The 12,435-nt window shown below is 63.4% G+C and carries 13 protein-coding genes and 1 other RNA gene; all 14 read left to right on the top strand.

The genetic code is table 11. From position 1 onward, the window contains the following. Positions 1-15 precede the first annotated feature (15 nt). The 14 genes from AUL39_RS10490 to tsaE all read left to right on the top strand — a co-directional run bounded on the left by AUL39_RS10490 (position 16) and on the right by tsaE (position 12,404). Positions 16-753 carry a YoaK family protein gene (locus tag AUL39_RS10490; protein WP_059056033.1) on the top strand — a complete coding sequence of 246 codons (738 nt, stop codon included), beginning with the start codon at positions 16-18 and terminating at the stop codon, positions 751-753. A gap of 350 nt (positions 754-1,103) precedes the next feature. Next, positions 1,104-1,475, top strand: a transfer-messenger RNA (tmRNA) gene (gene ssrA / locus AUL39_RS10800). A 103-nt stretch (positions 1,476-1,578) separates the two neighbouring features. Beyond that, entirely contained in the window at positions 1,579-2,472 is an 894-nt protein-coding gene (locus AUL39_RS10485; protein ID WP_059056031.1) for a patatin-like phospholipase family protein, read from the top strand. Between the two features lie 59 nt (positions 2,473-2,531). Beyond that, positions 2,532-2,813, top strand: coding sequence for an AbrB/MazE/SpoVT family DNA-binding domain-containing protein (locus tag AUL39_RS10480; protein WP_059056029.1), 282 nt, complete (start codon positions 2,532-2,534; stop codon positions 2,811-2,813). Then, positions 2,800-3,117: a type II toxin-antitoxin system RelE/ParE family toxin gene (locus tag AUL39_RS10475; protein ID WP_059056027.1), complete on the top strand. Its 318-nt coding sequence runs from the start codon at positions 2,800-2,802 to the stop codon at positions 3,115-3,117. The genes AUL39_RS10480 and AUL39_RS10475 overlap by 14 nt, the downstream gene beginning before the upstream one ends. A 201-nt stretch (positions 3,118-3,318) precedes the next feature. Then, on the top strand, positions 3,319-3,759 hold the full coding sequence (gene rplM, locus AUL39_RS10470) for a 50S ribosomal protein L13 (RefSeq protein WP_032111288.1): 441 nt from the start codon (positions 3,319-3,321) through the stop codon (positions 3,757-3,759). A gap of 3 nt (positions 3,760-3,762) precedes the next feature. Further along, positions 3,763-4,158 carry a 30S ribosomal protein S9 gene (rpsI, locus tag AUL39_RS10465; RefSeq protein WP_032111287.1) on the top strand — a complete coding sequence of 132 codons (396 nt, stop codon included), beginning with the start codon at positions 3,763-3,765 and terminating at the stop codon, positions 4,156-4,158. Positions 4,159-4,475: 317 nt separating this feature from the next. Next, a complete protein-coding gene (gene glmM, locus AUL39_RS10460) occupies positions 4,476-5,813 on the top strand; it encodes a phosphoglucosamine mutase (RefSeq protein ID WP_059056025.1) in 1,338 nt (445 codons plus the stop codon). A 175-nt stretch (positions 5,814-5,988) separates the two neighbouring features. Next, a complete protein-coding gene (glmS, locus tag AUL39_RS10455; RefSeq protein ID WP_059056023.1) occupies positions 5,989-7,839 on the top strand; it encodes a glutamine--fructose-6-phosphate transaminase (isomerizing) in 1,851 nt (616 codons plus the stop codon). Positions 7,840-7,842: 3 nt separating this feature from the next. Then, a complete protein-coding gene (gene acpS, locus AUL39_RS10450) occupies positions 7,843-8,445 on the top strand; it encodes a holo-ACP synthase (RefSeq protein WP_082667389.1) in 603 nt (200 codons plus the stop codon). A gap of 6 nt (positions 8,446-8,451) precedes the next feature. Then, complete coding sequence (locus AUL39_RS10445) at positions 8,452-10,074, top strand: bifunctional ADP-dependent NAD(P)H-hydrate dehydratase/NAD(P)H-hydrate epimerase (protein ID WP_059056021.1); 1,623 nt, start codon at positions 8,452-8,454, stop codon at positions 10,072-10,074. 11 nt (positions 10,075-10,085) lie between these two features. Next, positions 10,086-11,243: an alanine racemase gene (gene alr / locus AUL39_RS10440; RefSeq protein ID WP_059056019.1), complete on the top strand. Its 1,158-nt coding sequence runs from the start codon at positions 10,086-10,088 to the stop codon at positions 11,241-11,243. A gap of 43 nt (positions 11,244-11,286) precedes the next feature. Next, the gene (locus tag AUL39_RS10435; protein WP_032111463.1) at positions 11,287-11,904 is read left to right on the top strand and encodes a uracil-DNA glycosylase; all 618 of its coding nucleotides are present in this window, start codon (positions 11,287-11,289) and stop codon (positions 11,902-11,904) included. Positions 11,905-11,906: 2 nt separating this feature from the next. Further along, positions 11,907-12,404, top strand: coding sequence for a tRNA (adenosine(37)-N6)-threonylcarbamoyltransferase complex ATPase subunit type 1 TsaE (gene tsaE / locus AUL39_RS10430; RefSeq protein ID WP_059056017.1), 498 nt, complete (start codon positions 11,907-11,909; stop codon positions 12,402-12,404). The last annotated feature ends 31 nt before the right edge of the window (positions 12,405-12,435 follow it).

Genomic DNA, 12,435 nt, shown 5'->3' with positions numbered 1-12,435 from the left:
AGGAGGCCCTGGTAGATGAAGCGCGCACGGCAGACGTCGGAGTCAATCGAGCTGGCGGCAATTCTCGCATTCTCGGGCGGGCTCATGGATGCGTACTCGTACCTCGCGCGCGGTAAGGTCTTTGCCAACGCCCAGACCGGCAACATCCTGCTCTTTGGCGTGAACTTGGCTGACGGCGACGTTGATCGCGCCCTTCACTACGCCGTGCCCGTGATCGCGTTCGCGGTGGGCATCGCCCTTGCACACTCCATCAAGCTTTTCTCGAAGGAGCGCCACTTGCACTGGCGCCAGACCGCGCTTCTCGTCGAGGCGGCTCTTCTTTTTGTGGTGGCGTTCATCCCCGATGACCTCAACCTCATTGCTAACAGCCTCACATCTCTGGGTTGCGGGATTCAGGTCCAGGCGTTTAGGAAGCTTCACGGCAACGGCTTTGCCACCACCATGTGCATTGGCAACCTGCGCAGCGGTACCCAGAAGCTCGTTGACTATGTGCACGAGAAGGACCGCGCGCACCTCGAGGGATGCTTGCTCTACTACGGAGTCATTCTCTGCTTTGCCATTGGCGCGATTGCGGGCAGCCGCGTCATTGGGGCGCTGGGCTTGAGGGCGATTCTCGTGAGCCCCGCGCTGCTCCTGGTTTCGTTTGTCGTAATGTTCCAAGATCGCGAGAAGCGCGCCCGCGAGCGCGCTGCGGCGGCTGCTGCCGCCGGGGCCCCCGGAGCTGCGGAGAAGCGCCCTTCGGCGTCAAAATGACGCCTGAGCAGCGACTTTGTGCAGGCTTTCTGCGAGAATGCGCCTTCGGGCGAGAATTTGGCCCCTGAGCGAGAGCTTCATGCGGGATTCCGTACGAGAAGCGCCTTCGGGCGCCAAAACGGCGCCTGAGCAGCGACTTTGTACGTGATTGCCGCGATATCGTGCCCTCCGGCGACAAATAATCGCCGGAAGCCTCGGTTTGATGCGAACTGCAACAATAACCGCCTCCGGCGACGTGCCGTCGCCGTCTCCGCGTCGCTCTGCTGCCGATTTGGGTAGACTATGCAATACGGCTGTGAGCCGCTGTTCTCTGATAACGCGTATGGTGGCAGCGTCCCCATTCCATCTCTGGGGGTGACTGGTTTCGACAGGGTGCATCTGAGATGGGCAGCAGGCCGTGGTCTCCTCGCCACGTAAAACAGGGGAACCGTCAAATTGAATTGACGACAATTCTTCTTACGAGCCTCAGCTGGCTCTCGCTGCTTAGTCTTAACTAACCAGCGCGTCAAACCGGGGGTCTCTCCCGCTCCCGGGGCGGCGTCATTCTAGGGAGACGCTCGCGCGGATGTAGTCGGTATGCCGCGCGCTAAGACCAAACCGGCTGGGAGGCTAAGCGCGGGCTACCGGGTGCGCGGCCTCCAAGACTTAACCGGCAGCTGAGCCTGGAGACACCTGTCAGGGACGTGCTTTGGACCGGAGTTCGATTCTCCGCACCTCCACCAAAAGCGTAGGCGTCGAATCCCGCTATGGGGTTCGGCGCTTTTTGTATAGTTGGATGGTCGCGCGTGGCGTGGCAACGTGACAGTTCGTATTCGGAGGCGGTCTATGGGCAGCAACGACAGGCCCGCCCTCGTCCTCGAGGGCGGCGGCTACAGGGGCATCTTCACGGCCGGCGTTCTTGACGTCCTTCTCGAGAACGGCATCTACACCAGCTCTTTCAAGAGCGTGTGGGGCGTCTCGGCGGGCGCACTCAATGCGGTGAGCTATCGCTCGCGCCAGATTGGCCGCACCATGCGCATCATGCTGACCTTCCGCGACGACCCGCGCATGATGTCGCTCCTCTCGCTGGTTCGTACGGGCAACCTTGCCGGGACCGACTTCATGTACGACGAGGTCCAGAACCACATTGACCCCTGCGACTTGGATGTCTTTGACAAGGACCTCACGCCCATGTACTTCGTGGCATCCGACGTCCTGTTTGGTGCGCCGGCCTATCTGCCCGTGGAGGGCGAGAGGCTCGACGCCACCAAGGCCCGTGCGTCTGCCTCCTTGCCGGGCGTCTCGACGGTGGTCGAGATAGACGGTCACCGCTACCTCGACGGTGGCACCACGGATTCGATTCCCTTTGCCGTTGCCATGGGACTTGACGACGTGCCCGAGGTTCCCGGAGCAGAGCCCGCCGACCGTGCGCTGGTGGTGCTCACGCAGGATCGCACCTACATCAAGGACGGAGCCACCGAGCGCGCCATCCTGAGGACCCACCGCTACGACGCCTACCCCTACTACGAGCAGGCCCTTGCCACACGCGCCGATCGCTACAACGCGCAGCGAGAAGAACTTGCCGGCCTTGAGGCCGAGGGCCGTGCGCTGGTGCTGAGGCCGCCCGAGCCGGTGAAGATTCGCACCTCCGAGCACAACGGCGAGCCGCTCCTGCGTCTCTACCTGCAGGGTCGCCAGGAGGCGATGAGCCACCTCGACGAGATTCGCGCGTTTCTGTAGGAGAGGGTCCCATTCTGCCTTATCATTGAAATTAATGAATTCATTGATAGGAGGTTGTAATGGCTTTGACCATGACTACAAAGCTCACTAGGGGTGGTCAGACAACCATTCCAAAAGAGATTCGCACTGCTCTGGGCATTGGCGATGAGGCGCGTGTGTGGTGGCGGCTTGACGGTGATCACGCGACGCTCTCATCCGAGCCGCCTCTACCGAATGTGGTTTCTTCTCAGGAGGAGTTTTGGGATGGAGTTGAGACCGCCATGTCAGATGTGGCGAGCGGAAGGACACGAGACGCCCGTGAACTGTCTCGAGAGCTGAGAGAACGACATGGGCTCGAATGACTACAAAGTGGAGGCCGCAGACGCTTTTGCCGATGATGTTGATGAGGCAGTGACCTACTATGAGACGCAGTCAGGCAAACAGAGTGCCGCTCGTTTTCTCGAAAGATACGATTCTTTTCTAGAGCTGGTGTCCACACTGCCTGGGCATGGCTCCCTCGTTGGCGATTCGGGTTTGCGCTGGCGGCAACTGGGTGTATTTGTCGTCATCTACAAGGTCGATGAATCCGAAGGCGTGGTGACCCTTCTTCGCCTCTTCTACCTCTCAACTAACTGGCGTTATCACATTCTGGGCAGTTCGGAGTAATGTGAACGCACTGCTGCACCGCGCGTGAGGCAGGGTCCTTTCGCTTGTCAAAATTGTGTGGAAAAAATGCTCGCAAAACAGGGCATCTGCGGCTGTATACTTTTAAGGCTTTTCCACCCAGAGCCCCGTAACCTCTGTTTCGAAAAAGCACGGCGGCCTTGTCCAGGGGCAGCCATTCAAGATGTGTGTAGGAGGAGTCAAGTGAAGAAGTCGACTCAGTTCGCCAAGACGGGCGAAGTCGAGCGCAAGTGGGTGCTCATCGACGCCGACGGCATGACGCTCGGTCGCCTCGCGACCCAGGCTGCCATGATTCTCCGTGGCAAGAACAAGCCCCAGTACACCCCCAATGCCGACACCGGTGACTTCGTGATTGTCATCAACGCCGACAAGGTCGTTCTTACCGGCAACAAGGCAAACACCAAGTCCTACTGGCGCTACTCCGGCTACCTTGGCGGACTCAAGACCGAGTCCTTCAAGGAGGCCATGGCCAAGCACCCCGAGCGCGTGATCGAGCACGCCGTCAAGGGCATGCTCCCCAAGACCACCCTTGGTCGCAAGCAGGGCATGAAGCTCAAGGTCTACGCTGGCCCCGAGCACCCGCACGCCGCTCAGAACCCCGTCAAGATCGATGTGGAGGCTTAACCGATGGCTGACAACACCGTTGTTTATACCGGCACCGGCCGTCGTAAGGAGGCTGTCGCTCGCGTCCGCCTCGTTCCCGGCACCGGCAAGATCGTCGTCAACGGCCGCGACGCTGCGCAGTACTTTGGCCGTCAGCAGCTCGTTGACAACGCTGCTGCACCCCTCCGTCTGACTGAGACCGCCGAGTCCTTCGACGTCCTCGCCCGCTGCGATGGTGGCGGCATCAACGGCCAGTCCGGCGCTCTTCGCCTTGGCATTGCCCGCGCCCTTCTCCAGGCTGGCGAGTACCGCGAGGAGCTCAAGAAGGCTGGCTTCCTCACCCGTGACTCCCGTGCCGTCGAACGCAAGAAGTACGGCCTCAAGAAGGCCCGCAAGCGCCCGCAGTTCTCTAAGCGCTAGGCTTTCTCGTCGCTTTGCCCCTTATCGGGACCCGCACTTGTTGTGGGTCCCGTTTTTTGTTGTCGGGCCCGCCCTTGCGTTCCGTCCGCTTTGCCCCCACCTCCCCGCCGTTCTTTATCGGTATTTGAGAATCGCGCTACTCGCCAACTGGGCAAATGCGATGCTTGATTCTCAGAAACCGCTAAAGAATGGGGAGGCTGGGAGAAGGATAGACGCGCCGGAATTCGAGGGGCCCGCTCCCCACAGTGTGGCCACAGGTAACTGGTAGAATCACACCCGTCTGTGCACGACCGGTACCCCGAAACAAGGAGCGAGAAATGAAGTACTTCGGAACCGACGGTTTTAGGGGCAGGGCCAACGAGGGCCTCAATGTTGACCACGCCTATAAGATCGGGCGCTTTGTGGGCTGGTACTACGGTGCCCGTCGCGGCGCCAAGGCACGCGTGCTCATTGGCAAGGACACCCGACGTTCGAGCTACATGTTCGAGTCCGCGCTGGTCGCAGGCTTGGTTGCCAGTGGCGCCGACGCCTACATGCTGCACGTCATCCCCACGCCTGGCGTTTCGTATGAGGTCATCGATGGCGGCTTCGACTGTGGCGTCATGATTACCGCAAGCCACAACCCCTTCACGGACAACGGCATCAAGCTCGTGAACCGTGAGGGCTATAAGATGGACGAGGACGTGCTCGAGCGGGTCGAGGACTACATCGACGGCAAGCTCGAGGTTCCTCTCGCCACCGGTGACGCCATTGGATGCACCGTTGACTACATGCAGGGCCGCAACCGCTACATCGCGCACCTCATTGCCTCCTGCGGCTTCTCCATGCAGGGTGTCAAGGTTGGCCTGGACTGCGCAAACGGCGCCGCCTCCAGCGTTGCCCGCCCGGTCTTTGATGCCATGGGCGCCGAGACCCACGTCATCAACAACGCGCCCAACGGCTTCAACATCAACGTCGACTGCGGCTCTACCCATATCCAGCGCCTGCAGGACTTCGTCGTGCGCAACGGCCTCGACGTTGGCTTTGCCTACGACGGTGACGCCGACCGCTGCCTGGCCGTAGACGAGCGCGGCCGCCTGGTCGACGGCGACCTCATCCTCTACGTGTGCGGCACCTACATGGCAAAGCACGGGCGTCTTGCTAAGAACACCGTGGTGCCCACGGTGATGAGCAACTTTGGCTTCTTCAAGGCGCTTGACGCCGCCGGCATCTCCTACGAGAAGACCGCGGTGGGCGACAAGAACGTGTGGGCGTGCATGATGGAGAACGGCTACACCCTGGGTGGCGAGCAGTCCGGCCACATCATCTTTGGCGACCTCGAGAAGACCGGCGACGGCATCATGACGAGCCTTCGCATCATGGAGGTCCTGCGTGCCGAGCGCGAGAAGCTCTCCGAGCTCACGCGTCCCGTCACGCTTTATCCGCAGCAGCTCGTGAATGTGCGCGTTGCCGACAAGGACGCAGCCATGGCTGCGTCCGAGGTCAAGGAGGCTGTGACAGCGGCCGAGAAGTTCCTCGAGGGCAACGGTCGCGTGCTGGTGCGCGCTTCGGGCACCGAGCCCCTGGTCCGCGTGCTTGCCGAGGCTCCGGAGGAGCGCCTGTGCCAGGAGGCCAATGCCATTGTCCTCAAAGCCTTGGAGCCGTTCAAGGAGTAGGGCGCATCGCCTTGTCCGCGCCGCCGAGTTCCAAGCCTGGCGGCGTGGTTTCTCTCCGTCGATACCAGCTTGGCTACAGGGCCACCACCTGTGGCTGATAGACTCTATGCATCGTTCGCCAAGATGGCGCAAAAACGTGCACGCTAACCAAAAACTGTAAGCGAGGGGGCCAAACATGTGCGGAATCGTGGGATACACCGGCAAGAAGCAGGCTGCTCAGTTCCTTCTTGACGGGCTGGCAACGCTTGAGTACCGCGGCTATGACTCGGCAGGCGTCGAGGTTCTGTCGCCCGACGGAGAGCTCCACGGCGTGAAGTGCGCCGGTCGCGTCTCTATCTTGGCCGACCGCTGCAAGACCGCCAACCTCACGGGAACCACGGGCATCGCGCACACGCGCTGGGCCACTCACGGCGCCCCAACCGACAAGAACGCCCACCCGCACCTGGACTGCACCGGCCGCATTGCCATCGTCCACAACGGCATCATCGAGAACTACCGCGAGCTCCGCAGCTACCTGGCGCGCAATGGCCACACCTTTGCCTCCGACACAGACTCCGAGGTCGTGGCGCACCTCGTCGAGGACGCGTGGGCCGGCCCCTGCAAGGGCGATCTGGTTGCTGCCGTGAGCAACGCCGTGAGCCGTCTTGAGGGCTCCTGGGCGCTCGCCGTTGTGTGTGCCGACGCCCCCGGCCAGATTGTCGTTGCACGCAATGGCTCGCCGCTCGTGGTGGCCTCCACGCCCGAAGGCGCCTACGCAGCCTCCGACGTCACGCCGCTTGCAAGCGTGACGTCTCACGTCATCCAGCTCGAGAACGGCCAGATTGCACGTCTCGAGGAGTCCGGCAAGGTGACCGTCTACGACTCCGAGGGCACTACCGTTGAGCACCCCAGCACCTTCGACATCGACTGGGATGCCTCGGCCGCAACGCTCGGTGGCTACGCCGACTTCATGGAGAAGGAGATCTCCGAGCAGCCCGAGGCCATCGAGCGCCTGCTCAAGGGTCGCCTGGGCGAGAAGGGCATCCTCCTTGACGAGCTGCGCATGAGCGAGAAGGACCTTGCGGCCGTGGACCGCATCTTCATCATTGCCTGCGGCACTTCCTACCACGTTGGTCTTATCGCCCGCACCCTCATCCAGACCTGGGCGCACGTTCCAGTTGTCTGCGAGTATGCGTCCGAATTCAACTACGAGCAGGACGTCCTCATCACCGGCCACACCCTCTGCCTGATCATCACGCAGTCCGGCGAGACAGCAGATACCCTCACGGCGGCACGCCGCATGAAGGGTATGGGCTGCAAGGTCTTCGCCGTGACCAACGTGCTGGGCTCCTCCGCCGCGCGCGAGTCTGACGGCGTGCTCTACGTGCAGGCGGGTCCGGAGGTCTGCGTGTGCTCTACCAAGGCCTACACTGCCCAGATGGTGGCCTGCGCGCTCTTTGCGCTGCGCTTGGCACAGGCCAACGGCCACATGGACGCCGCCGAGGTGAGCGGCCACTACGCTGACCTAGCCACGCTGCCCGATCTCATCCGCACCGTGCTCTCACGCGCCTGGCAGGACAAGCAGGCTGCGACTGTCTTCCGTCGCGCTCACTCGGCGCTGTTCCTCGGCCGCGGCGTTAACTCCACCACTGCCTACGAGGGCGCGCTCAAGCTCAAGGAGATCAGCTACCTGCACGCTGAGGCATATCCTGCGGGCGAGATGAAGCACGGCCCCATCGCTCTGCTCGAGCCTGGCTTCCCGGTGGTGGCCATCGTCCCCGAGGACCGCGTGCACGATAAGACCGTCTCGAACATCCAGGAGGTCATCGCCCGCGGCGCCACCTGCGTGGCGGTAGCCACCGACGGTGACGAGTCCGTGGCCTCGCTCTGCGAGCACGTGTTGTGGATTCCGCCTGTGGAGGACGAGCTTCTCGTCCCCATTGTTGCCGTTGTTCACCTGCAGGTGCTGGCTCGCTACGTTGCCCGCTCGCGTGGGTGCGACGTGGACAAGCCCAGGAACCTCGCCAAGTCCGTCACGGTGGAGTAGCGCATGGCCCTGGCTGGCATTGGCGTCGACATGCTCGAGATTTCGCGCATGGAGCGCACCATGCGCCGCAGGCCGTCGTTTCTCCGCCGCGTGTTTACGGAGGAGGAGCGCGCCTACTGCGACGCATACGCGCGCCCGGCCGAGCATTACGCGGCGCGTTTTGCGGCGCGAGAGGCAGTTGTCAAGGCGCTGGGCACGGGCTTCTCGAACGGCGTGGGTTTCTCGGATGTCTCGGTGACCATGGACGCGCAGGGAAGGCCTCGTGCGCTGCTTACCGGCCGCGCCGCCCAGATTGCCCGCGAGGGTGGCGTGCGTGAGGTGGCGCTTTCTCTCTCGTACACGCGCGACGTGGCGGTTGCCAACGCCGTGGCAGTGACAGACGAGGTTCGTCCCCAGCCCGACGGCCGTCCCGACCCGGAGCGCGAGCTTGCCGCCTCGTTTCGTGAAGCGCGTTCTGTGTTGGACGAGCTTGAACAGGCGCAAGATGGGATAATGGCTGGCGTGCCGGGAGAGCATTCCGTCGCCGACACCCAGATGACACAAGAGGAAGGCGATGCCGGGGGAGCCGCGGACTCATCCGCGCCGGCCGAGCCAGCCAAGGAGTAGAACGATATGCAGCCCGTACTCAACGTCGAAGACGTCAAGCGCGTAGAGGTCGCGCTCACCCGTGTGGGTGTGAGCATCTCCGAGCTCATGCACCGCGCAGGATGCGCCGCAGCACAGGAGGCGCTTGCCCTGGGTGACGTCCAGAATGCCGTGATTCTTGCCGGTATGGGCAACAACGGAGGCGATGGCTGGGTTGCAGCCGAGGCCCTGCTCGCCCATGGTGTCAACGTGAAAGTGGTTACGCCCATCGAGCCCGACCAGCTCTCCGGCGACCTTGCGCGTCAGGTGGCGCAGCGCGCCGTGCGCGCGGGCGTCTCCACGCTGGTGGGGCCGTCGCGTGACGAGCTCGAGGGGCTCCTCTCTGCTTCCGACGTGGCGCTCGACTGCATGCTGGGCACCGGCTTCCACGGTGACGTCCGCGCGCCCTTTGACATTTGGATCGACTGCGTGAACAGCTCCGGGGTGCGCGTGGTTGCGGTTGACGTGCCCAGCGGCCTCTCGGCGCAGACAGGGCATGCCCCTGGCGCCTGCGTGGTCGCAGACCTCACGGTGACCATGCTGTGCCTAAAGCCCGGCCTTCTCGCCGACGACGGCCGCGATGTGTGCGGCTCCATTGTTGTGGCGCCGCTTGCCGAGCAGACCGAGCAGATTGTGGTCGAGGCAGACCCGGTGGCCTGGCGCACCGATCTCGAGGATTATCTCGATGTGATGGCGCCGCCAACCACGGCCGTCGATAAATTCTCTCGTGGCTCGGTGCTGGTCGTGGGTGGTTCCTCTCGCTTTGTGGGTGCGCCCATCTTGGCTGCCCGCGCGGCTGCCCGCGCGGGTGCCGGCTACGTTACGCTGGCAGTGCCTTCGTGCATCGTGCCGCAGGTACAGGCACATGTGCTGGAGATTCCCGTGGTGGGGCTGCCCTGCGACGAGGACGGCACCATCTCCAAGGATGCCGTGCCCATAGTGACCAAGCTGGCCGAGAAGCGCTCGGCGGTTCTCGCCGGCCCAGGCATGCGCGTCTCTGGCGGCACCGTTGCCGTTGTCTCAGCTCTTCTCGCATCTCCCACCCCGCTTGTGCTCGACGCGGACGCACTCAACTGCATCGCCCGTCTTACCTCGGGCAAGCTGCAGGACTTCCCGGAGATTCTCCGGAGGAGCACGCCGCTGGTGCTCACGCCGCACCGCCGCGAGCTTGGCCGCTTGGTAGGCAAGGAGGAGAACCCGCCCGCCTCGCTCGTGGACCAGCTTGAGGACGCGCGCAAGATTGTGTGGTCCGACGGTGGCTCCGAGCTGGTTGTGGTTGCCAAGGGCACCGCAACCGGCTGCGTGGGCGTCGAGCAGGCGATTCTTCCCAAGCCTGGCCCGGCGGCGCTTGCCACGGCGGGCTCGGGAGACGTTTTGGGCGGCATCATTGCCTCCAAGCTCGCGCAGACCTACGGGCGCGTGGACAACCTGCCCCTTCTCTGCGCCCTTTCCTGCGAGCTTCACGGCTATGCCGCGACGCTCGCCATGGAACGCATGGGCTCGAGGGGCGTCATGGCCTCGGACATCATCGACGAGCTTGGCATTGCGGACGATGCCCTGGGGGAGCGCGTGACCTTCCCCGACGCCGACAATGGTGACGAGAACAACTAGGGAGCGAAGGCATGGCAGTTCAGAGCCCTGCGGACAGGTGGTCGTGGGTTGAGATAGACCTCTCGGCTCTCAAGCGGAACACGCGGAAGTTCAAGGCGCTCTTGGAGCCTGGCGTCAAGATGATGTGCGTCGTGAAGTCCGACGCCTACGGCCACGGTGCCGAGCGCTGCGTTCGGGCCATGCACTCTGCCGGTGCGGACCAGTTTGCCGTTGCCACCGTGGAAGAGGGCGTGAAGCTTCGCAAGGCAGGCATCGAGTGGCCCATCCTCATGCTCTCCGAGCCGCCCATGGACTGCGTGCAGACGCTTGTGGACTATGACATCATGCCGTCGGTCTATACGTCCGAGTTTGCCCTTGCGCTGGGCGAGTGCGCTGCCGCGTCGGGCAAGGTGGCTCGCTACCACCTGGCCGTCGACACCGGCATGACGCGCATTGGAGTGCGTCGCGAGGACGTGCTGGAGCTGAGGCGCACCATCGACTTTCACCGCGGACTTGAGTGCGCGGGTATGTTCACCCACTTCGCAACCGCCGACGCCATCGATGACTGGGACTTTGCTCTGCAGCTCAACCGCTTCAACGAGGCAGTCGAGATTGTGCGTGAAGCTGGTCTCGAGACGGGCCTTGTCCACTGCGACAACACGCCGGGAACGGTTCTGCATCCCGAGTGCCACTACGACATGTGCCGCGTGGGAATTGGGCTCTATGGCCTGCAACCGGCCGAGACCACGGCTCCACGCATCCAGCTCGAGCCGGTCATGAGCGTGCGCGGGCGCGTCACCCGCGCCATCTACCCCAGCGTGGGCGACGGCGTGGGCTATGGGCTCACCTGGCGCGTTCCCAAGCAGAATATGCAGGTGGCAACCGTGCCCATTGGGTACGCCGATGGCCTAGCGCGCACGCTCTCCAACAACATGGACGTCATTGTGAACGGTGCGCGCTGTCGTCAGGTTGGCCGCATCTGCATGGACCAGTTCATGTTTGCGGTGGACGTGAACAACGCCCGCGCGTACCGACCCGCTAAGCCGGTCGAGATGGGCGATGTGGTGACCGTCATCGGACGCGACGGTGACGAGGAGATCACCGCCGACGAGATGGCCAAGCTTCGCGACACCATCAACTACGAGGTCGTATGCGACTTTGGCATGCGCCTCGAGAAGGTCTATGTCTAGGCGCCGGCGTGAACGCGCCAGCCTCTTGGAGGGCGATGGAGAGATGTCGGTGATGCACATCCCCGGCCACGAGCATCAGGGTCCGCAGGAGGTCACGCTCGAGGAGATTCGCGCCGTCATGGGCAACTGCCAGCTTTGCCCCCTGGGGCAGACGCGCACCAACCTCGTGTTTGGCGTGGGCAATCCCAACGCGCGCGTGATGTTCGTGGGCGAGGGCCCCGGCAGAAACGAGGACCTGCAGGGCGAGCCCTTCGTGGGTGCTGCGGGGCACAAGCTCGACTCGCTCCTCTCGGTTGCCGGCCTTACGCGAGACCAGATCTACATTGCCAACGTGGTGAAGTGCCGCCCGCCCGGAAACCGTAACCCCAAGCCCGAGGAGATCGCGGCCTGCTCGCCCTTCCTGCGCGAGCAGATCCGTTCCGTGTGGCCGGACGTCCTTGTCTGCCTGGGCAACTTTGCTTCTCAATTTGTGCTGCGCACCGAGGCGGGCGTTACGTCGCTGCGCGGCAAGCTGTACCAGACCGGGCACTTTGTGGTGTGCCCTACATTTCACCCGGCGGCCTGCATCTACCACTCGGACTGGCAGCCGCTTCTCGAGAGTGATCTTGCAATGGTTGGCCAGTGGCTGCGGGACAACCCGCCTGGTCCGGGGAAGGAGTAGCCGTGGCACGAGAGGCGTCGTTTAGGACCACGTCGCAGGAGGAGACCATCGCGCTTGGCCGCGTGCTGGGCGGGCTTCTCCACGAGGGAGACGTGCTAGTGCTCACGGGAGACCTGGGGGCGGGAAAGACCCAGCTTACCAAAGGCATTGCCGCGGGCATGGGCGTGACGGCGGATGTCACCAGCCCCACCTTCACCATCGAGATGGTCTACCACGGGCACGAGATGGACCTCGACCACTTTGACCTCTACCGTCTTGACCGCCCGGAGCAGCTTGAGGACACGGGCCTCTTTGACGTGCTGGGTGTCGACGGCGTCTGCGTGATTGAGTGGGGCGAGCAGTTCGCCAACGAGATTGGCGACGCGCGCGTTGACGTGTTTGTCACGCGGCTGGATGCCGAGGCGGCGCCGGGGGAGGAGCCTCCGCGCGAGGTGCGCTTTGTTGCGCATGACGCCCGTGGCGAGGAGCTGGTAGATGCGCTGGTAGCGGCAACGGCGTAGGGGGCGGCTGCGGCTTCTCGCCGGCACCTTC

It is taken from the genome of Tractidigestivibacter scatoligenes, from assembly GCF_001494635.1.
GTDB lineage: Bacteria > Actinomycetota > Coriobacteriia > Coriobacteriales > Atopobiaceae > Tractidigestivibacter > Tractidigestivibacter scatoligenes.
The sequence above is the reverse complement of the archived record's forward strand: the minus strand, read 5'-3'. Positions and strand labels throughout refer to the sequence as shown.